This window comes from Alcaligenes sp. 1735tsa3, assembly GCF_024134565.1.
Taxonomy (GTDB): Bacteria; Pseudomonadota; Gammaproteobacteria; order Burkholderiales; family Burkholderiaceae_B; genus Alcaligenes; species Alcaligenes phenolicus.
Genome location: NZ_CP099862.1, coordinates 914,710 through 933,998 on the forward strand (window position 1 = coordinate 914,710; position 19,289 = coordinate 933,998).

At 57.0% G+C, this 19,289-nt stretch carries 18 protein-coding genes; 8 read left to right on the forward strand and 10 right to left on the reverse strand.

Going from position 1 to position 19,289, the window contains the following annotated elements:
- The first annotated feature begins 122 nt into the window (after positions 1 to 122).
- From NIZ92_RS04180 to NIZ92_RS04200, 5 genes are all read left to right on the forward strand, one after another.
- Entirely contained in the window at positions 123 to 1,325 is a 1,203-nt protein-coding gene (locus tag NIZ92_RS04180; protein WP_247965894.1) for an MFS transporter, read from the forward strand.
- Positions 1,326 to 1,349: 24 nt separating this feature from the next.
- Positions 1,350 to 2,537 (forward strand): MFS transporter, encoded by a 1,188-nt coding sequence (locus NIZ92_RS04185; RefSeq protein ID WP_254002742.1) that lies wholly within the window; start codon positions 1,350 to 1,352, stop codon positions 2,535 to 2,537.
- Positions 2,538 to 2,756: 219 nt separating this feature from the next.
- Positions 2,757 to 3,035 carry a hypothetical protein gene (locus NIZ92_RS04190; protein WP_022983473.1) on the forward strand — a complete coding sequence of 93 codons (279 nt, stop codon included), beginning with the start codon at positions 2,757 to 2,759 and terminating at the stop codon, positions 3,033 to 3,035.
- A gap of 139 nt (positions 3,036 to 3,174) precedes the next feature.
- Positions 3,175 to 4,380: a putative DNA modification/repair radical SAM protein gene (locus tag NIZ92_RS04195; protein ID WP_009461276.1), complete on the forward strand. Its 1,206-nt coding sequence runs from the start codon at positions 3,175 to 3,177 to the stop codon at positions 4,378 to 4,380.
- Positions 4,381 to 4,432: 52 nt separating this feature from the next.
- On the forward strand, positions 4,433 to 5,953 hold the full coding sequence (locus NIZ92_RS04200) for a UdgX family uracil-DNA binding protein (RefSeq protein WP_254002743.1): 1,521 nt from the start codon (positions 4,433 to 4,435) through the stop codon (positions 5,951 to 5,953).
- Here the strand turns inward: NIZ92_RS04200 and folK are convergent.
- Genes folK through hda form a run of 4 tightly spaced genes read right to left on the reverse strand, consistent with a single transcriptional unit; the run spans position 5,937 to position 9,212 of the window.
- Positions 5,937 to 6,389, reverse strand: coding sequence for a 2-amino-4-hydroxy-6-hydroxymethyldihydropteridine diphosphokinase (gene folK / locus NIZ92_RS04205; protein ID WP_254003202.1), 453 nt, complete (start codon positions 6,387 to 6,389; stop codon positions 5,937 to 5,939). The genes NIZ92_RS04200 and folK overlap by 17 nt on opposite strands.
- 29 nt (positions 6,390 to 6,418) lie before the next feature.
- Positions 6,419 to 7,798 (reverse strand): polynucleotide adenylyltransferase PcnB, encoded by a 1,380-nt coding sequence (pcnB, locus tag NIZ92_RS04210; RefSeq protein WP_254002744.1) that lies wholly within the window; start codon positions 7,796 to 7,798, stop codon positions 6,419 to 6,421.
- 10 nt (positions 7,799 to 7,808) lie between these two features.
- Positions 7,809 to 8,510: an HAD family phosphatase gene (locus NIZ92_RS04215; RefSeq protein WP_009461280.1), complete on the reverse strand. Its 702-nt coding sequence runs from the start codon at positions 8,508 to 8,510 to the stop codon at positions 7,809 to 7,811.
- A 3-nt stretch (positions 8,511 to 8,513) separates the two neighbouring features.
- Entirely contained in the window at positions 8,514 to 9,212 is a 699-nt protein-coding gene (gene hda / locus NIZ92_RS04220; protein WP_022983475.1) for a DnaA regulatory inactivator Hda, read from the reverse strand.
- 54 nt (positions 9,213 to 9,266) lie between these two features.
- Here hda and purM point away from each other — a divergent pair, with 54 nt between their 5' ends.
- Positions 9,267 to 10,316 (forward strand): phosphoribosylformylglycinamidine cyclo-ligase, encoded by a 1,050-nt coding sequence (purM, locus tag NIZ92_RS04225; RefSeq protein WP_022983476.1) that lies wholly within the window; start codon positions 9,267 to 9,269, stop codon positions 10,314 to 10,316.
- A gap of 18 nt (positions 10,317 to 10,334) precedes the next feature.
- Here purM and NIZ92_RS19670 read toward each other — a convergent pair whose 3' ends face one another.
- Complete coding sequence (locus tag NIZ92_RS19670) at positions 10,335 to 10,436, reverse strand: hypothetical protein (RefSeq protein ID WP_367881690.1); 102 nt, start codon at positions 10,434 to 10,436, stop codon at positions 10,335 to 10,337.
- 165 nt (positions 10,437 to 10,601) lie between these two features.
- On the opposite strand from NIZ92_RS19670, the gene NIZ92_RS04230 reads away from it, so the two are divergent.
- Entirely contained in the window at positions 10,602 to 12,062 is a 1,461-nt protein-coding gene (locus NIZ92_RS04230; protein WP_226348900.1) for an NCS1 family nucleobase:cation symporter-1, read from the forward strand.
- A 100-nt stretch (positions 12,063 to 12,162) separates the two neighbouring features.
- Here NIZ92_RS04230 and miaA read toward each other — a convergent pair whose 3' ends face one another.
- The gene (gene miaA, locus NIZ92_RS04235) at positions 12,163 to 13,101 is read right to left on the reverse strand and encodes a tRNA (adenosine(37)-N6)-dimethylallyltransferase MiaA (RefSeq protein ID WP_035271024.1); all 939 of its coding nucleotides are present in this window, start codon (positions 13,099 to 13,101) and stop codon (positions 12,163 to 12,165) included.
- Complete coding sequence (gene mutL, locus NIZ92_RS04240) at positions 13,098 to 14,969, reverse strand: DNA mismatch repair endonuclease MutL (protein WP_254002745.1); 1,872 nt, start codon at positions 14,967 to 14,969, stop codon at positions 13,098 to 13,100. Before mutL ends, miaA begins: the two co-directional genes overlap by 4 nt.
- 145 nt (positions 14,970 to 15,114) lie before the next feature.
- Between mutL and NIZ92_RS04245 the strand changes: the two genes are divergently transcribed.
- Positions 15,115 to 15,765 carry a VTT domain-containing protein gene (locus NIZ92_RS04245; RefSeq protein WP_026485215.1) on the forward strand — a complete coding sequence of 217 codons (651 nt, stop codon included), beginning with the start codon at positions 15,115 to 15,117 and terminating at the stop codon, positions 15,763 to 15,765.
- 634 nt (positions 15,766 to 16,399) lie between these two features.
- Here the strand turns inward: NIZ92_RS04245 and NIZ92_RS04250 are convergent.
- From NIZ92_RS04250 to NIZ92_RS04260, 3 genes are read right to left on the reverse strand one after another with little or no spacing between them, the layout of a single operon-like run.
- Entirely contained in the window at positions 16,400 to 17,767 is a 1,368-nt protein-coding gene (locus tag NIZ92_RS04250; protein ID WP_009461284.1) for an N-acetylmuramoyl-L-alanine amidase, read from the reverse strand.
- Complete coding sequence (locus NIZ92_RS04255; RefSeq protein ID WP_009461285.1) at positions 17,731 to 18,231, reverse strand: bifunctional alanine racemase/tRNA (adenosine(37)-N6)-threonylcarbamoyltransferase complex ATPase subunit type 1 TsaE; 501 nt, start codon at positions 18,229 to 18,231, stop codon at positions 17,731 to 17,733. Before NIZ92_RS04255 ends, NIZ92_RS04250 begins: the two co-directional genes overlap by 37 nt.
- Before the next feature lie 9 nt (positions 18,232 to 18,240).
- Complete coding sequence (locus tag NIZ92_RS04260) at positions 18,241 to 19,137, reverse strand: AEC family transporter (RefSeq protein WP_254002746.1); 897 nt, start codon at positions 19,135 to 19,137, stop codon at positions 18,241 to 18,243.
- Between the last annotated feature and the right edge of the window lie 152 nt (positions 19,138 to 19,289).

Genomic DNA, 19,289 nt, shown 5'->3' on the forward strand with positions numbered 1-19,289 from the left:
ACATACGAGTTGAATGTATATTTACATGCACGGCGTATGTATATATCATTTTAAACATACGCCCTGTATGTATTGTCGACGCATCACCGTGTCGTGGCAAGCGGGCGCTCACGGAGAATGTAATGGCTCAGCCTTATCGAGAACTTTTTGCCGCGCCTGGCACACGGGGATTCGCCCTGGCCGGGCTGCTGGCCCGGATTCCGCTGCCCATGATAGGGATAGGAATCATCACCATGCTGTCGCAACTGCGGGGCAGCTATGCCTTGGCGGGGGCGGTGTCCGCCTCCTTTGTATTGAGCTATGCGCTGCTATCGCCACAAGTGTCCCGTTGGGTGGACCGGCGTGGGCAAAGCCGTGTTCTGCCGCTAGCAACAGCCATTAGTGTTCTGGGCTTGTTGCTCTTGTTGGGGGCGACATGGTGGCAGGCGCCTGACTGGACCTTGTTTGCAGGCGCGGTGCTGGCCGGTTTCATGCCTAGCATGTCGGCCATGGTGCGTGCTCGCTGGACGGCGATTTATCGTGGGCAGGATCGCTTGCAAACAGCGTATTCGCTGGAAACCGTGCTGGATGAAGTCACCTTTATTGCCGGGCCGCCTTTGTCGGTGGGTTTGGCGGTCCTGGTGTTTCCACAAGCCGGTGTACTGGCTGCCGCGCTACTGCTGATTGCCGGTGTGTCGGCTCTGTTGTTGCAAAAGGGGACTGAGCCGCCGATCCAAGCGCAGGAGCAGGGCAGCCGCCCTTCGGTCCTGCGTCTGAATAGTGTGCGTTTGCTGGCATTGCTGATGGTCGCCATGGGTGTGATTGTGGGCACCGTGGATATTGTCAGCGTGGCCTTTGCCCAGCAAATGAGGCAGCCGGGGGCGGCCAGCCTGGTGCTGTCGGCTTACGCCCTGGGTTCTTGCGCAGCAGGTCTGGTGTTTGGTGGTTTGAAGCTGAACATCCCTTTGCATCGCCTGCTGCTGTTGGGCGGTTTGGCTACCGCCGCTACGACCTTGCCTTTATTGCTGGTGGCCAGCGTGGCACAGCTGGCAGGGGCGGTTTTGCTGGCTGGTCTGTTTTTCGCCCCCACCATGATTGTGGCCATGTCGCTGGTCGAGCGTGTGGTGCCGGAGCAGCAATTAACCGAGGGCATGACCTGGCTGCTGGCTGGTCTGAATATTGGTGTGGCTATGGGGGCTGCCGCTTCGGGGCGGATGGTGGATCAGGGCGGAGCCAGTTCCGGCTTTATGGTTGCGCTCTATGCCGCTGCCCTGATCGTCTTGCTTGCCTTGTGCAGCTATCAAAGTTTGCGCGCACCCGTAGTAGCCCGCTCCTGCGCTGTCTAGACTTCTTTCTTTGAGCATGTAGCGATGAATACCTCTTCTCTATCCATGACCGGGCAGCCCAGCAAGCGGCAGTCCTGGCTGGCCGTTATCGCCGTTGGCCTAGCCACTTTTTCTGTGGTCACGACGGAAATGCTGCCCGTAGGTTTACTGACTCCTATTGCAGACAGTTTGCAGACTTCCACGGGGACGGCTGCTTTGCTGATTTCCTTGCCTGCCTTGTTGGCAGCCCTGTTTGCGCCTCTGGTGGTGCTGGCCTCTGGTGGCGTGGACAGACGCCGCATTCTGTGCGGTTTGCTGGCCTTGCTGGTGATGGCCAATATAGCGTCCGCCCTGGCTCCCAGCATCGGCTGGATGCTGGCCGCCCGTGTTCTGGTTGGTTTTTGTATGGGAGGCATCTGGGCCATTGCAGGTGGCTTGGCATCCCGTCTGGTTCCGGCTCAGTCTGTAGGTTTGGCAACCTCGATCATCTTCGGTGGGGTTGCCGCCGCTTCTGTGTTGGGCGTGCCATTGGGCGCATTGATGGGTGAACTGGCTGGATGGCGCTGGGCGTTTGGCGGCATGGCGCTGCTGAGCGCTTTGGTATTGATCTTCCATCTGGCCGTGATTCCGCCCCTGTCCGTGTCGCGCTCGACCACATGGCGTCAGTTCGCCGAGCAGTTTGGCAATCGGCAGTTATGGTTTGGTTTGCTCTTGACCCTGATTCTGGTCGCGGGGCATTTCAGCGCATTTACCTTTGTGCGTCCTCTTTTGCTGTCTGTTTCCGGTATAGGTGCTCAATGGATAGGAGCCTTGTTGTTTGCTTACGGAGTGGCCGGGATTGTGGGCAATTTCCTGATCGGGATGTCGGTGGCCAAACGCACTGAAGCCAGCTTGATGGCGATAGCGTTGGGTCTAAGCATCACTGCTTTGCTTTTCTTGACAGTGGGTAGATCACCGCTGAGTGGAGGTGCGATTTTGCTGCTTTGGGGCCTGGCGTATGGCGGGGTGTCGGTAGGGCTGATGAGCTGGATGATGAAGGCCGCTGCCAATGCTGTTGAGGTGGCTACGTCGTTGTACGTGGCTGTGTTCAATATCGGCATAGCGCTTGGCTCCTGGCTGGGCGGGCAGACTGTGGATGCCTACGGTTTAAGCGCGAATCTGGGGTTGGCTGGAGCCGGATCGTTTGTTGTGTTTTTGCTGCTTTTCGGAACAATTTTGCATCAAAAAAAATGAGCAGAAAAAACGGGCCCGGACTGATTTTTCCGGGTTTGCCAGGGCGCAAGCGCGGGTTATTGCTTATTGGAGTCTTGGAGGAGCGCTGCGACGATGTCTGTCAGAACTCCTTGAAATATTCTGTACATCGTTATGTTGTACGGTATAGGGATGCTTTCTGGCTGACCTCCCTTATGGGCACACAACGTCGGTATGGGTGGTCTTAATTAAGGGCCTTGTATGACGCAACTTCAGCGCTCCATCACTATTCCGCAGCTCAACCCCACAATCTGGAACACTCTTGAGCTCGTGCGCTTACGCCAAACCCCCTGGCACAAGAAACAAGCAGTTTTTGAACAATTACAGTCGCTGGGATTAGTCCAAGCCATCCCGCAAACGACGCAGACTCCTTCCCCTTTCCCCGCTCCCCTGATAGCCATGTTGACCGAAGAAGGGCGGCAATTGCTGGAAGCTCGATCCAATCATCAAGAGGCCTTGATCAAGCTTTTGGACGCGTGATCCTTTAGCTTGAACTGGTTTGCCTGGCTTGTCCTTTGCCGGACAGGCCAGGCCGCTTGCCCTCTTTGAACGTTTTCTGGATAAGTGACGCCTTGAGCGAAAACTGTATAATGCTGTTTTTATATACAGTATTTCGATCATGGAGCTATCGCGCAAACTCGAAATTCTGGCCGACGCGGCAAAGTACGATGCCTCTTGCGCCAGCAGTGCCGCGCCCAAACGGGATTCCCGTGGGCGTACGGGTCTTGGGGCCAGTACGGGGGCCGGCATCTGTCATAGCTTCACGCCTGACGGGCGCTGCGTTTCGCTGCTCAAAATACTGCTGACCAATTTTTGTCAGTATGACTGCCTGTATTGCGTGAACCGGCGCTCCAGCAACGTGCCACGCGCGCGTTTTCGGCCTGCTGAAGTGGTTGATCTGACGCTGGATTTTTATCGGCGTAACTATATAGACGGTCTGTTCCTGAGCTCGGGCATCATACGAAGTTCGGACTACACCATGGAGAGCCTGGTCGAGGTGGCGCGCTCCTTGCGCGAAGATCACCATTTTCGCGGCTATATCCACCTTAAAACCATTCCTGATGCAGATCCCCAGCTGATTACGTTGGCTGGTCTTTATGCAGACCGCCTCAGCGTCAACATCGAGCTTCCCACAGACGCTGGCCTGAGCCGTCTTGCGCCCGAGAAAAGTGGGCATACGATCAAGCGCGCCATGGGCGTCATTCGTCTGTCCCAGGAACAGGCTCAGGAGGAGAAGCGGCCTAAAGTGCCTGCCGGGCAAAGTACACAAATGATTGTCGGTGCGGATGCAGCGGATGACCGCAATATCCTGCAAACGGCGCAGACCTTGTACGGAGCCTACAAGCTCAAGCGGGTGTATTACTCGGCATTCAGCCCCATCCCGGACAGTTCGTCGGCGCTGCCAGCCCAGCCGCCGCCGCTCTTGCGGGAGCATCGTTTGTATCAGGCCGATTTCCTGCTGCGTAGCTACGGTTTCCGGGCCGAGGAGCTGTTTCAGGATAAGGGCGATTTACCCTTGGACATTGATCCCAAGCTGTCGTGGGCCTTGTCCAATCGAGCGGTTTTTCCGGTAGATCTGAATCGGGCGCCCGAGCGTCTGATTGCGCGTGTTCCGGGTATAGGCATACGCAATGCCAAGCGCCTGGTCGAGCTTCGTCAGATGCGGGCGATCCGATATCAGGACTTGATCCGTTTGCGGTGTTCCATCAAAACATTGCAGCCGTTTGTAGTGGTCCAGGATTACCGTCCCGGCCTTGCTGAGGCTGCGTCAGACAAGCTGCGACGCATGCTCTCGAGCAATCCGCAGCAACTGAGCTTGCTATGAATCCTCCTTGTGTGACGACCTTGCTTCTTTCTGGCAGCAGGAGCCAACAGTCATGATGACTCTAACGGTGAACGGCGGTTATCTGGCCTGGCGCGAGCAGGCATTACGCGCTTTGGCCGAGGGCTGGTCGCCGGAGGAGCTTTGTTGGGCAGAAGCAAGCCCGGATTCGGGGCGGCAAGGGCAGCAAATCGGGCTGGAGTATGAAGCAATCCATACGCCGCTTTCCCCGCCTGTTTCCTTGCAAGAGCCCCAGGCGCAGCAGCCCGTTTCCAGTGTGTCTGTGCGTATTTCCAAAGGGCTGGCTGCCTTGCTGCAGGATGCGGCCCTGTGTCGTGCGCCGGCGCGTTGGGCTTTACTTTACCGTGTCCTGTGGCGCTGGCATCAGGGTGATCGCAGTGTGGAGTCGGTAGCAGACGAAGATGGTGCCCGTTTGTACGAGATGGCCAAAGCGGTACGTAAGGAAAAACACGACATGATGGCTTATGTACGGTTCCGCCATTGTGGCAAGGGCATGCAGCCCGAGTACTGGGCCTGGTTTGAACCCGAGCATGATGTGCTGGAGTGGATTGCGGACTATTTCTCCAAACGCATGGGGGGCACGTCGTGGTGTATCGCGACGCCGCAAGGGCTTGCATTGTGGGATGGTCAGAATCTGCAGCTGCTGGATGCCCCCGACAATATAGAGGCGTTACGGGTGGGCCCGGCCGATGATCAGGTGGAGGCCTTGTGGCTGCGCTATTACCAAAGCATTTTCAATCCCGCGCGGCTGAATGAAACCGCTTTGCAGCAGAGCATGCCAGTGCGATTCTGGAAAGGCCTGCCCGAAGCCAGCTTGATTCCCGCCATGATTAGCGAGGCACGTAATGGCGCCCGGCGAGTGGGGCAGTTTAGTGCGGTAGCCCGGATGCCGGGCAAGTCAGTCGCGGTGGAGGCCCACAGCGCACAGCCTTACCGCAGTGAACCGTCTGTACTGGAAGCCTGTCGTCGCTGCGGCCTTTGGGAGCATGCTACGCAAGCCGTGCCGGGAGAAGGCCCGGCAACAGCGCGCATGATGTTGCTGGGCGAGCAACCCGGTGATTACGAGGATTTGGCAGGGCGTGTCTTTGTCGGTCCTGCAGGGCGGGTTCTGGATCAGGCTTTGCAGCGTGCCGGTATTGAACGCAATGCGCTGTATCTGAGCAATGCCGTCAAGCATTTCAAATGGAAAGGGCGAGGCAAGCAGCGTTTGCATGTCAGCCCCTCTCCAACCGAAGTGCAGGCATGTGGGCACTGGTTACAAGAAGAGCTGGCGCGTCTTGAACCTGCTGTCATCGTCACCTTGGGAGCGACGGCCTTGACTGCTTTGCTGGGAACCCAAGTGCCGCTTGCTCAGTATTTGGCCAAGCCGTTTCTTTTAGGGCAGACGTGGGTAATTGCAGCTTGGCATCCTTCGTATGCGCTGCGTGTGGACTCTGCGGCCCGCCGCGAGGAAATTGTCAGCAGTATTGCTCAGGTCTTGCAAATGGGATGGCGGCTGGCGGCAGGCCCCGCTATGGACGGGGGCCTGGCAGCGGGTATCAGCTCAGCCGCTTGATTTCCTGATCTTGCACGTTGATCAACAACTCGCTCATGTGGCCTTGGGCCAGTTCAAGTTCAGGAGCCAGATCAGCCAGCGGTACCAGCACAAAAGCACGTTCATGCATGCGGGGGTGGGGTACGATCAGCCGCTCTGTGTTGATCTGCTCTTGCCCGTAAAGCAGCAAGTCCAGATCCAGGGTACGGGGGGCATTACGGTACAGGCGCGTGCGGCCGTGCTCTTGCTCGATGTGTTGCAGACGGTCCAGCAAGGTCTCGGGAGCCAGGGTGCAGGAAAAGCGAACGACAGTATTGACGTAATCCGGACCGCTGGAATCGACAGGAGCCGTGCTGTAGAAATGGGCCAGCGTCAGATCCTGGATGCCAGCAGTAGCGGCCAGTTCAGCCGCTGCTGTTTCCAGGGTTTGTCGTGCTTCGCCCAGATTTGCGCCCATGGCGACGAAAACGGTGGTGCTGCCTGGAATCACGATTCGCTTCCACCCGTTGCGTTGCTGCGCTTGGCGTTGGAGCGACGGCGGCGGGTACGGCGCTGACCGCTGCGCGAGCCGGTAGCGGCGGTGCCAGTAGGTTTGCGCACGGCAATCATATTGCTGCGTTCTTCGTCACCGGCATCGGCCAGATCCATCCACCACTGCGCCTGCACGCTATCCACCTCTTTGGCTTCGGCGCGTAGTTGTAAAAAATCCACAGCGGCACGGAAACGAGGTTGTTCCGTCATGCGCCAGATAGCGCGATTGGCGATGCGCTCAAAACGGGGCTGCATGAACCAGATTTCGCGCATATCCGACTGGAAGCGCTTTTGAATCGGCATGATGCGGCTTTGTTTTTCCAGGATCAGGTCGGCGGCTTCCAGCAAGGCTTGCTGGGGATGCATGTCCTGGGCACTGCGTCGTTCCCATTCTTGCTTGACCAGCTTCCAGAGCAGGCAGGCATAGATAAAGCTGGGGCTGACCGATTTGCCAGCACGAACGCGGGTGTCGGTGCGGGCCAGGGCCATATCCAGGAATTCAGAGCCACCGGGCAGGCGTTGAACCGGTTCCACCATGGGCAAGAGCTTGCTGTGCAGACCCAGCGCCTGCAGGCGCTGGATGCAATCCATGGCATGGCCGCAGTTCAGCAGCTTGAGTGTTTCGTCAGCCAGACGGGACTCGGGGACGTTCTCGATCAGACGCGACAAGGAACGAATGGGCGCATCCGTTGCCGGTTCGATGGTGGCATCCAGCTTGGAGGCAAAGCGCACGGCACGCAGCATGCGCACCGGGTCTTCGCGATAGCGGGTTTCCGCATCACCAATAATGCGTACCTGACGGTCTTTCAGATCGGCTACCCCGTTGTGGTAGTCGATGACGGTTTCAGTCAGGGGATCGTAGTACAGCGCGTTCAGTGTGAAGTCGCGGCGTGCGGCATCGTCTTCGATGGTGCCGTACTCGTTGTCGCGCAGGATGCGGCCATGTTCGTCCGTTTGCTTGCCGCTATCATCGGCCCGGAAGGTCGAGGTTTCGATGATTTCCTGGCCAAACACCACGTGAACCAGGCGGAAGCGACGGCCAATGATGCGGGCACGACGGAACAGGGGGCGGATTTGCTCGGGTGTGGCGTTGGTTGCCACGTCAAAGTCCTTGGGCTCCAGGCCCACCAGCAAATCGCGCACTGCGCCGCCCACGACATAGGCTTGATAGCCTTCGTGGTTCAGGACCTCGCACACTTTGATGGCATGACGCGAGACCAGACGCCGGTCTATGCCATGTTCTTCTCGTGTGTAGCGGCGCGGCCCTTTGGGACGCGCGCTTTTGGCTGGTTTGAGCAGCCGGTCGACAAATGTTTTTATTGTTCGCTTGAGCATGCGTCTGATTTTACGATTTGCTGTCCATCATGTCAGCGAACAAATCGATGACGACCCAATTGCGTTCGGTGGCCACGGCACGCAGCTTGTCGCTGGGGTTGGTTGCCACGGGGTCGGTCACCACTTCCATCAGGGGCAGATCGTTGGGCGAATCGCTGTAAAACCAGCTGCGCTCGAAGTCGGCCAAAGTTTTGCCCATGGTTTGCAGCCACTGTTCTACACGGGTGATCTTGCCAGCCTGAAAGCTGGGCACGCCGCTGATCTTGCCGGTGTAGCGGCCGTCTTTCATCTCGGGGGTGGTGGCGATCAGGTGGTCTACGCCCAATGCCGCAGCAATGGGGCGTGTCACAAATTCGTTGGTAGCGGTCACGATTGCCACCAGATGGCCCTGGTCCTGATGCTGGGCCAACAGTTCGCGTGCAGCGGGGCTGATCGAGGGCAGGATCACGGCCTGCATGAATTCGTCCTGCCAGGCCAGTAACTCTTCCTGGCTGGCATTGGTGAGCAGGCCCAACATGAATTCGGCCGATTCCTCGGCCGTCAGCAATCCCTGGTTATAGCGTTCCATCAGGTCTTCATTCAGACGAATGGCTTCAGCGGGGTCACCGACGCGGCCGGTACGGGCCAGGAAGTCAGCCCACTGGTAATCGCTATCTAAAGGAAGCAGAGTGTGGTCCAGATCAAACAGGGCAATAAAAGAAGAAGCAGTCATGACTCAACTAGAAGATTGGGTCTGGCTGTTGGCCAGAAGTTCTTTGAGCAGGGGTAAAGTGATGGGGCGTTTCTTTACCAGTGAATAATTGTCCAGCGCATCGATCAGTGCGCTCAAGCGGTTCATATCGCGATCGTAGTGAGTCAGTATCCAGCTGAGCACTTCCGCTTGCAGCTGCAGACCGCGGGCAGCGGCTCGCTGTTGCATGGCTTCGGCCCGGTGGGCGTCCGACAGGTATTCCAGCCTGAATACCAGGTCCCAGCCCAGGCGTGTGCGCAAGTCCTCGCGCACGGACATGGTTTTGGGGGCCCGGTCGCCGGAGACCAGCAGCGTGAAGGCGTCTGGCCGGGTGGCCGACTCGCGCCAGCGATTGTACAGTGCAAATACGGCAGCCTGTCCGTGCTCGTCAAAACGTTCGATATCGTCGATGGCCAAGAGGCTGGGAGGGGCTTTGTCATCGGTAGCGATGTCAAAGATGGGCTGGGAGGGTGTATCTGAACTAAAATAGCGGCTGTCGTCTTGACTGGCCATCGCCCGCAGCAGATGTGTTCGACCTGCGCCGGGCGGTCCCCACAGGTAAACCGCGCGTCCTGGACTGCACTGACGCAGAGCCTGCAACGCAGCCTGATTCGCTCCGGCAACAAAGTTGTCCAAAGAGGCAGGCGGTGCTGGAGATATATCCAGAATCAGTTGCTCGGTCATGTGTCGTACAATTTCGTCCAACTCGCAATTTTCACATATCCCACGGCTTTTCCCATGAAAAACACTACTTCTGTTTCCTTGACCTACCGCGATGCAGGCGTGGATATCGACGCGGGCGATGCCCTGGTCGATCGTATTAAACCACTGGCTGCCAAAACCATGCGTGCAGGCGTCATGGCTGGAATCGGAGGCTTTGGCGCTTTGTTTGAAGTGCCTACCCACCTTAAAGAGCCCGTTCTGGTGTCTGGCACCGACGGTGTTGGTACCAAACTACGCCTGGCATTTGACTGGCAGCGCCACGACACTGTGGGTATAGACCTGGTAGCCATGAGTGTCAACGACATTCTAGTCCAGGGCGCAGAACCCTTGTACTTTCTGGATTACTTTGCCTGCGGCAAGCTGTCGGTCGACACGGCTGCTCAAGTAGTTGGCGGCATTGCCAAGGGTTGTGAACTGTCCGCTTGTGCCCTGATCGGTGGTGAAACGGCAGAGATGCCCGGCATGTACCCCGAAGGCGAGTACGACCTGGCCGGTTTTGCAGTGGGAGCGGTAGAAAAATCGCGCATTATCGATGGCAAGTCCATTGTTCCTGGTGACGTGGTTCTGGGTCTGGCTTCCAGCGGTGCCCACTCCAACGGTTACTCCCTGATTCGCAAGATTCTCAAGCACGCCAACGCCAAGCCTACCGACGAGCTTGATGGCCGTCCTTTGGCTGACGTGGTCATGGAACCCACCCGCATCTACGTGAAATCCGTGCTGGCTGCCTTGGCTGCCCACGGTGCGGACATCAAGGGCCTGGCTCACATCACCGGCGGCGGCTTGCTGGAAAACGTGCCCCGCATCCTGCAAAAGCACTTGACTGCCCGTCTGAAGCGCGATTCCTGGACCATGCCTGCCTTGTTCCAGTGGTTGCAAAGCAACGGTAACGTGGCCGACGAAGAAATGTACCGTGTGTTCAACTGCGGTATCGGCATGATCATCATTGTTCCTGCAGACAAGGCAGACGCCATTAGCGCCACCTTGTCCGAGCAAGGCGAAACCGTTTACCAATTGGGTGAAATCCTGGAGCGTCAGGAAGGTCAGGCACAGACTGAAGTGGTCTAAAAACCTCTGATCTTTCCGTCAGTAAAAAAGCCGGCTCATCAAGCTGGCTTTTTTTATTCCTGCATCCTGCTTTGAATTGCCCTGTATTACCGCATCGAATCTGATGTATTTGATTTTCAAATAAATATTATATGGATTTGATTATGTCGTTTTTCGAGCTAATCCGAATTTAGGTATTACTCGTACATTCCATAATGTTCCCCGATCAGCAAGGCTCCTACAGTAGCGGCAAGCACATAGAAATTTCAGCTGAAATGTTAGAAGCAATTTCTTAGGGGGAAGAAAATGGAGCACAGCGATTTATCTTTGAAAGACCCGCATCCTGCTTTGCACAACGAAGACTTGGCGCCTTTGCCACGACAAAAACGCTTGTGGGGCTGGTTCGAGATTTTCAACGTCTGGTCTAACGATATTCAAAGTCTGTTTGGCTACACCTTGGCCGCCACCTTGTTCATTTCTTATGGTTTGAATGGTTGGGCCGTATTTGCTGGTATCTTGCTGGCCGGTTTTATTGTGATGGGACTGGTGAACCTGAGCGGTAAACCCAGCGTGCTGTATGGCGTTCCCTATCCTGTGATTGCCCGTATCAGCATGGGGGTGAAGGGCGCCAAATTCCCGGCCTTGGTGCGTGGGATTGTGGCTATCTTCTGGTATGGCGTGCAGACCTACTTTGCCTCCACGGCCTTGGCGCTGTTGTTCAATGCCTTGCTGGATCATCCCGGCGGGGCCTTGTTCCTGGGGCTGGATTGGGTGGGCTGGGTGTCTTACGTGGTGGTTTGCATCCTGCAGCTGGGTATTTTCCTGATGGGCATGAAGTGGATTACGCGCTTCCTGAACTGGGCGGGCCCGTTGGTGTATCTGGTGATGTTCGCCTTGCTGGCCGTGATCTGGTACAAGGCTGGCGGTGGTTTGCTCGACAAAGTGGGCGAGATCTTTGCTGGTAAAGGCTCTTACGAAGGCGGACCCTTGATGGCCTTTGGCGCGGTAGTAGGAACCATGGTGGCGTACTTTGCTGCCGTTGTGATCAACTACGGCGACTTCTCGCGCTTTGTGAAAGACGAGCGCAGCATGCGTATCGGTAACTTCATGGGCTTGCCTGTCAGCCTGGCCGTGTTCTCCTTCCTGGCCTTGTTCATTACCGCCGGTACAGCTGTGTTGTTTGGCGAAACCTTGACCAACCCTACCGATATTGTGGATCGCGTCGATAGTTTGGCTTTGACCGTGATCGCGGCTTTGACCTTCTTTGCCGCAACCGTGGGTATCAACCTGGTGGCGAACTTTATTCCACCGGCCTTTGATTTGGCCAACCTCAAGCCCGAGCTGATCTCTGCCAAAATGGGCGGCATTCTGACAGCCGTAATTGCTTTCTTTATCGGTGCCTTGTGGCTGCCCTTGATCAGCGCTATCGGCATTACGGGTTTTGTGGATACCTTGGGCGCCTTGCTGGCTCCCTTGTACGGCATCATGATTGTGGACTTCTACTTGATCCGCAAACAGCGTGTCGTGGTGTCGGATCTGTTCAGCCTGGCAGAAAGCGGTACCTACTACTTCCAGAACGGCTGGAACAAGCGTGCAATGGCCGCTTTCTTCCTGGCGGCGGTGTTCTCGGTAGCGACCGTCTGGGTGCCTGCGCTGGCGAATATGGCGGGTTACGGCTGGCTGATTGGTGCCTTGTTGGGTGGCGCGTTCCAATACCTGGCCATGCGCACCAAAGTTTTGCCCAAGCTGAGCGGCGCTTCGGTATAAGAGGCGTTTCGGGTAAAAAAACGGTCTCTTTGAACGGCCCCTTGGCAGTCGGATACTATCCGGCCGTCAAGGGGCCGTTCCTACGAGCGAGCCTGGTGTATCAGGCTGGCCAGATCTGGCGTGCCGCTTGCACAATCTGCTCGGCGGCTTGCGGGCTCTGGCAGTTGAATTGCAGACGCTCGGGTTCGGAGCGTAGCCAGGTCAATTGACGTTTGGCTAGCTGGCGAGTCGCGGCAATCGCCTGTTCGATCGCCACGTCCAGACTGACTTCGCCGTCCAGATACGACCACAGTTGCCGATAGCCCACACAGCGAATGGAGGGCAGACCGGGATGCAAATCAGGGCGCTGGTACAGCTTCTCCACCTCCTGCAGCAGTCCTTGTTCGATCATGTCGTGATAGCGAGCCGCAATGCGCTTATGCAGCCAGGATCTATCTTCTGGCTCCAGGCTCATGGTGACGTATTGGTGGCTCTCTTCTTGCGGCTGGGCTTTGTCCTTGAGCCAGTCGCTCATGGTCTTGCCGCTGATATGGAAAATCTCCAGCGCACGTTGAATGCGCTGGCTGTCGCGGGGAGCCAGTCGGGCAGCCGTCACCGGGTCGATGCGGGTCAGTTCCTCGTGCATGCCGGGCCAGCCAATTTCCTGGGCACGCTCATCCAGTTGCTGGCGAATGGCAGGGTCTGCCTGCGGTAAATCGTTCAAGCCTTCGCGCAAGGCTTTGTAATACAGCATGGTGCCGCCACATAGCACAGGGTAATGCCCGCGCGCCCGGATTTCTTGAATAAGACGGGTTGCGTCGGTGGCGAACTCTGCGGCTGAGTAACTCTCTACCGGGTCGCGTATATCCAGCAAGTGGTGGGGGATAGCGGCTTGTTCTTCGGCGCTGGGTTTGGCGGTGCCAATGTCCATGTCACGGTAAATCGTGGCCGAGTCCATCACAATCACTTCAATCGGCCAGTGTTGCGCCAGGATATGCGTGCTTGCGCTTTTGCCACTGGCCGTCGGGCCAGCCAGGCACAGAATGGGTAAATCGTTCATTGTCCACGCATAAAAAGTTTGTCCAGCTCGCTGAGCTTCCATTGGAACCAGGTGGGGCGACCGTGATTACACAGGTCGGCCCGGTCAGTTTGTTCCATCTTGCGAAGCAGAGCGTTCATCTCGGGGATGCTCAGGCGACGATTGGCGCGTACGGCGCCGTGGCAGGCCATGGTGGAGAGCAGTTCGTTGCGTTGCTCATCCAGGTGGCGTGACGAGCCTACCTGAGCCAGATCGCGCAGTACGGCACGGGCCAGCGATTCGATGTCGCCTTGGGCCAGGAGGGCGGGGACGGCACGCACGGCCATGGTGGTGGGGCCTGCCGGGTTCATGCTCAGGCCCAGATCGGCCAGGGTTTCCTGATGCTCATCCAGCAAGGCGATATCACTTTCCGAGCAACTGAATACGACCGGCACCAGCAGATCCTGACGAGGCAGTTCGCGGCCATCCAGAGCCTGCTTCAATTGTTCGTAGACCACGCGTTCATGTGCGGCGTGCATGTCCACCAGAATCATGCCCTGACGGGTTTCGGACAGAATATAGATGCCGTGCAACTGGCCCAGGGCCATGCCCAAGGGAAATTCGTCCGTTGTGCTGTCTGCCTCGCTTTGATAGCTGGTGACAGGCGTGTTGCTGGGAGCAGGTTCAATCGGGCGATACATGCTTTTCCAGTCGACATTGCCGCCTCCAGATGGCTCGCGCAGGCTGAAACTGGATTGCCAACCTTGACGGGCCGGATGGCTATACGGCATGGCGGGTTCGCTGCTGGTGTAGGAGCTGCTGGGTGCGCCAGGCGTGGCCGAAGGGTAGGGTGTGCCCGTTATAGGAGGCTGGGTAGCGCCTTCAGGTAAAGGCATGGCGGCAACAGGCGTTTCGCCGGCCATGCTGCCTTGCGCCAAGGTTTGTCCGACAGACTGCAGCACAAAGCGGTAGACGGCACCGCTGTCACGGAAGCGAACCTCGTGCTTGGCGGGGTGTACGTTCACATCCAGCGTGGATGGGGCAATGTCCAGAAACAAGGCATAGGCAGGCTGGCGATCTCCATGCAGTACATCGGCATAGGCACTGCGTATGGCGTGCGAGACGGTGCGGTCGCGTACAAAACGGCCATTCACGAACAGGAACTGTTTATCTGCACTGGGGCGAGCATGGGCGGGGTGAATCACCAGACCGCGCAAGCTGATCAGCCCCTGTTCCTGGGCAACGGGTAGGCTTTGTTCAATAAACTCTTTGCCCAAAATATCCAGCAGACGCTGTTCCAGCGTGCCGCTGCGCCAGTGGCGTTGGGGCTTGTCATTGTGAAACAGTCGGAAAGCGATCTGCGGCTGTGCCAGGGCAATGCGCTCCAGCGCGGTCACGCAATGGCCGTACTCCGTGCCTTCTGTACGCAGGAACTTGCGACGGGCAGGGATTTCGTCAAATAGCTGACGTACATCCACATGCGTGCCAATTTGCCCGGAGGCGGGCTGGGGTTCGCCTTGACCCAGTGAGTACTCCCAGGCGTGCGGGTCGTCCTGAGTGCGCGAGTTGATCGTCAGGCGGGCTACCGAGGCAATTGAGGGCAGGGCTTCACCCCGAAAGCCCATGGAGGCCACGGACTCCAGTTCTTCCAGCGAGCGAATCTTGCTGGTGGCATGTTGCAGCAGCGCCAGGGGCAATTCTTCCTGGGTGATGCCGTGGCCATCGTCGCTGACAGAGATGCGGCGTATGCCGCCGCCGTCCAGACGAATCTCGATGGCACTGGCTCCGGCATCAATCGCGTTTTCCAGCAGTTCCTTCAGGACAGATGCCGGGCGCTCGATAACTTCACCGGCTGCAATTTGGCTTACAAGCAGGTCCGGGAGTGGGATAATACGGCGTCTTGATGACATAGGGCGGCTGGCCTTGTGTGTATTCAGGGTTGAACATTACACGTTCAACGGGTTTCAAACGGTAGCGGCTTATTTTAACCGCTTGCTCTATGGTGTCGGTCTGGCCAGTATCGGACTGGCTGGATTGTTATTTTGGTGTGGAACTATGCCCGATTTACTCAGCATGATCCTTCATATTGACCAGTACCTGGGTGTGTGGGTCGAGCAGTATGGAGCCTGGATTTATCTTGTTCTGTTCTTGATTATATTTGGCGAGACTGGGCTTGTGGTTTTGCCCTTCCTGCCGGGCGATTCCCTGCTGTTTATTGCCGGAGCCTTTGGCGCTTCGGGCATGTTGGACCCGGTCATGCTGGGCGGCCTGCTGATCGTGGCAGCCGTGCTGGGTAACACCGTGAACTATCACGTGGGGCGGTATATAGGTCCGAAAGTCTTTACCCAGGAATCCCGATTCCTGGATCGTCGTGCGCTGGTCAAAACCCATGCTTTTTATGAAAAGCATGGTGGCAAGACCATTGTCATTTCCCGCTTCCTGCCTTTGTTCCGTACTTTTGCGCCTTTTGTAGCGGGCGTGGGCCATATGAATGCCATGCGCTTTCAGATGTACAACATTACTGGCGCGGTACTGTGGATTTGCAGCTTGATTACCCTGGGCTACTTCTTTGGTAATGTGCCTTTCATCAAGGCGCATTTGAACACCATTGTGCTGATTGGTATTGCGGCAGCGGCAGTGCCTGTTGTGGCTGGGGCCTTGTGGAAGATCTTCAAGCGCAAGAGCAAGGGTGATGCGACTTTGTAGGATTTGAGATCGGATTGTTTGCTTGTTAAAGGTTAAGGAAAGGACGCCAATAGGCGTCCTTTTTTATTTCGGGAACCTGTCAGATATCGCTGTTGTTGGCGAGGGGGTAAAAGCCGTCGCAAAATCTGGGTTCAAGTGTTCAAGTGTTCAAGTGTTCAAGTGTTCAAGTGTTCAAGTGTTCAAGTGTTCAAGTGTTCAAGGTAACTATTGGCACTCTCCGTATTTTTGAAAAAGCCGCCTCTGTTTCAGCCTTTAGCAAAGAATGCCTCAGTTTTCTTGAGGGGGAGCCGCTAGTCTGCAGGCGGGGCCCTGGCCCGTGCTGCGCACGGGTACCCTTGTCTCTTGAGCTATCCAGGCGCCCCGTGAACTCGCGCGATAGCTCGTCCCCCGGACGAGCTATAAGCGTCGCGCTCAAACAGCACGGGGCTTGTATCCTGGATAGCTCAAGAGCCTGCGGCCAGAACCCTGACTCGCCTGCAGACTAGCGGCTCCCCCTCAAGAAAAGGCCATGCCGATTCAGGTGCAAACAGGTCCTTGCCCAAAGATGCTCTCTTTTTCGAACAGCCTCAGACTCTACGGAAACAAAAAAGCGCAGCATTTTTGCTGCGCTTTTTTCATCGAACCAAGCAGATAGTTAGCTACGGCTGGCCAGTGCCGGAAACTCGGCAAAATATCCCCGGATGCCGGTCAGAATGGCTTGGGCAATCTTGTCCTGATGCGAAGAACTACGTAGCAGACGCTCTTCTTCCGGATTACTGATAAATGCCGTTTCGATCAGAATCGATGGAATATCCGGTGCTTTCAGCACAGCAAAACCAGCGCGTTCAACATTGCGCTTGTGCAGGCGGTTGATCTTGCCGATCTCGCCCAGCAGGCGCGAACCCACTTTCACCGAATCGTTAATCTGTGCGGCTGTGGACAGGTCCAGCAGAATCTGTGCGACCTGACGGTTGTGGGAACCCAGGTTCAGACCACCGATCAAGTCAGCATCGTTCTCTTTCTTGGCCAGCCACCGAGCAGCCGAGCTGGTGGCACCGTTTTGAGACAGGGCGTAGATAGACGAGCCACGCGCACTAGGCTTGATCCAGGCGTCAGCGTGAATACTGATGAACAGGTCGGCTTTCACCCGACGGGCTTTTTGCACACGCACTTGCAGCGGCACGAAGAAGTCCGAATCACGCGTCAAATAAGTACGCATATTGGGCTGAGCATCAATCAGACGCTTCAAGCGGCGGGCGATATTCAGCACCACATCTTTTTCACGGGTCCCACCGGGGCCGATGGCACCGGGGTCCTCTCCACCGTGGCCGGGGTCCAGCGCAATCAGCAAAGGACGATTGGGAGTACCCGGCGTGGCTGCAGGCGAAGGGGAGCGCGGTGGAGTCGTGACAGGAGGCGGCGTACGAGCGACGGGCGGCAAGGTTTGCCCTTGTACCGTAGGGACAGGCGCGTCAGGCGAGTTTTGAGCCAGGCTTTCCAGGACGGAAGCCAGGGGGTCGTTATCGTCCTGAATTTGCAAGGCCAGCAGCGGGTCTTGCGCCACACGCGGGTACAAGTCCAGCACCAGACGGTACTTGTATTCGCCAACGGGCTTGAGCGTAAAAATCTGGGGAGCGACGGCCTGTTTCAGATCCAGCACCAGACGCACGACGTCGGGGCGGTTCTGGCCCACGCGCACGGAGCGAATGTAGGGGTCATTGGGGCGGACCTTGGAAACCAGCTCCTCGATGGTGCGGTTCATGGTCAGGCCCTGGATGTCCACCACCATGCGATGGGGGTTTTCCAGTGTGAAGTGCTCGGCCTTGAGCTCGCTATCCATTTCCAGGGTGACGCGGGTGTATTCGTCTGCCGGCCAGGTACGGACGGCCACGATGGTGCTGGCGTTCGCCAGCCGCGGTATGACGGGAAGCAGGAACAGGGTGGTGGCCGTGGCGACGAATCGGCGACGGGCCTTGCCGGCTGGGGCTACTTCTGCAGGCTGGGGGCGAGTGTCGTAATCCATAGCGTTCCTTTGGCGCTGCGTGCATCCAGGGTGGCCAAACGACCGTCACCGCAATAATCCAGGTGTAAATCCAGATCGGGCTCGGGCAATAAATCCCCTGCTTTTTCGGGCCATTCGATCAGCACAACAGCATTGTCTTGCAAAATATCGCGAAAACCTGCGTCGACCCATTCTCGTGGATCGCTAAATCTATAAAAATCAAGATGATAGAAGTATAAGCTAGAAACTTTATAACTTTCAAGCAAAGCGTAGCTAGGACTTTTGATACGACCGGTAACGCCACAAGCCCGTAACAGGGCCCGAACAAAGTGGGTTTTACCGGCGCCCAGGTCACCATGAAGATGAATTCGGCCACCCACAGGCACACCGGGAACCTGACCGCTTAGCAGCGGGGCAAGGCGCTCGGCCAAGGCGGTGGTAGCGTCCTCGTCAGGCAAGGACAGGGTTAAAGCTTGCGGATTCATAGGCTTGGATCAGGTAGCGAGGGATAACCACAATGGAATGGTCAAGCCCGCTAGTATAGTGCCGATCGACATGGTCAGCGCGACCAGACGGCTATCGGCTCCCATGCGGGCAGCCAGTACGTGGGCAGAAGAGGCCGTAGGCAGGGCAGCAAATACCAGTAACATCTGGCGCTCCAATGTGCTCATATCCAACACCCAGGCAATCGCCAGCGCCGCCAAGGGCAAAGCCAGCAGCTTGATGGCCGTAATCCAGCCGATCAAGGCCCCCGCACGCCGCGAGCCTTGCAGGGACAAGGTGGCGCCTACACACAACAAACCAATCCCCAAGGCACAAGCCCCCAAGCGGCTAAAGGCCAATTGAACCGGGCCTGGTACGGACAAACCAGCCAGATTCCAGGCCAGTGCAGCAACAGTAGACAGAATCAGGGGATTTTTAAGCAGCTCGATGGCGATACGGCCTTGCTGCCCCCGCGCCAGCACGGTCACTGCCACCATATTGGCCATGGGAACAGAAAAGCCCACCAGCAAAGCCATGATAGCGACACCCGATGGCCCGGCAATCGCACTGGCCAGAGACATCCCCAAATAGGTATTGAAGCGAAAGGCGCATTGAGTCAGGGCCGCGTGCTGCAAATGTTCGGGTTTCAGAATGGGCAGGGCCAGCCAGGCCAGAACCGTGCCTACGGCAATTAAAACAGCCGCAGCGACCAATAAAGGCCAGGTATCGCCCAGATTGAGCGGAATGCGGGTAATGGAATCAAACAGCAGGGCTGGAAACAGGACGTAATAGACTAGCTTCTCCGCACCCTGGAAAAAATCCCGGCTGAAATGAAAGCGATGCAGCAGTAAAGCCCCCAGTGCAATTAACAGGAAGTCGGGCAGAATCAGCGGGAATATTGTGGCCATGATGAGGGTAAATAGAAGCAGATATAGGTATATCCCCTGTAGGTATCTGCTTTCAGAATTAACAATTGATGGGGATTAGCTGCGCTATTATTGGTTAGTTCCCCTTACCCAGGGGATGGATCTACAAAAAGACTAAAGAGGAGATGTTCCCA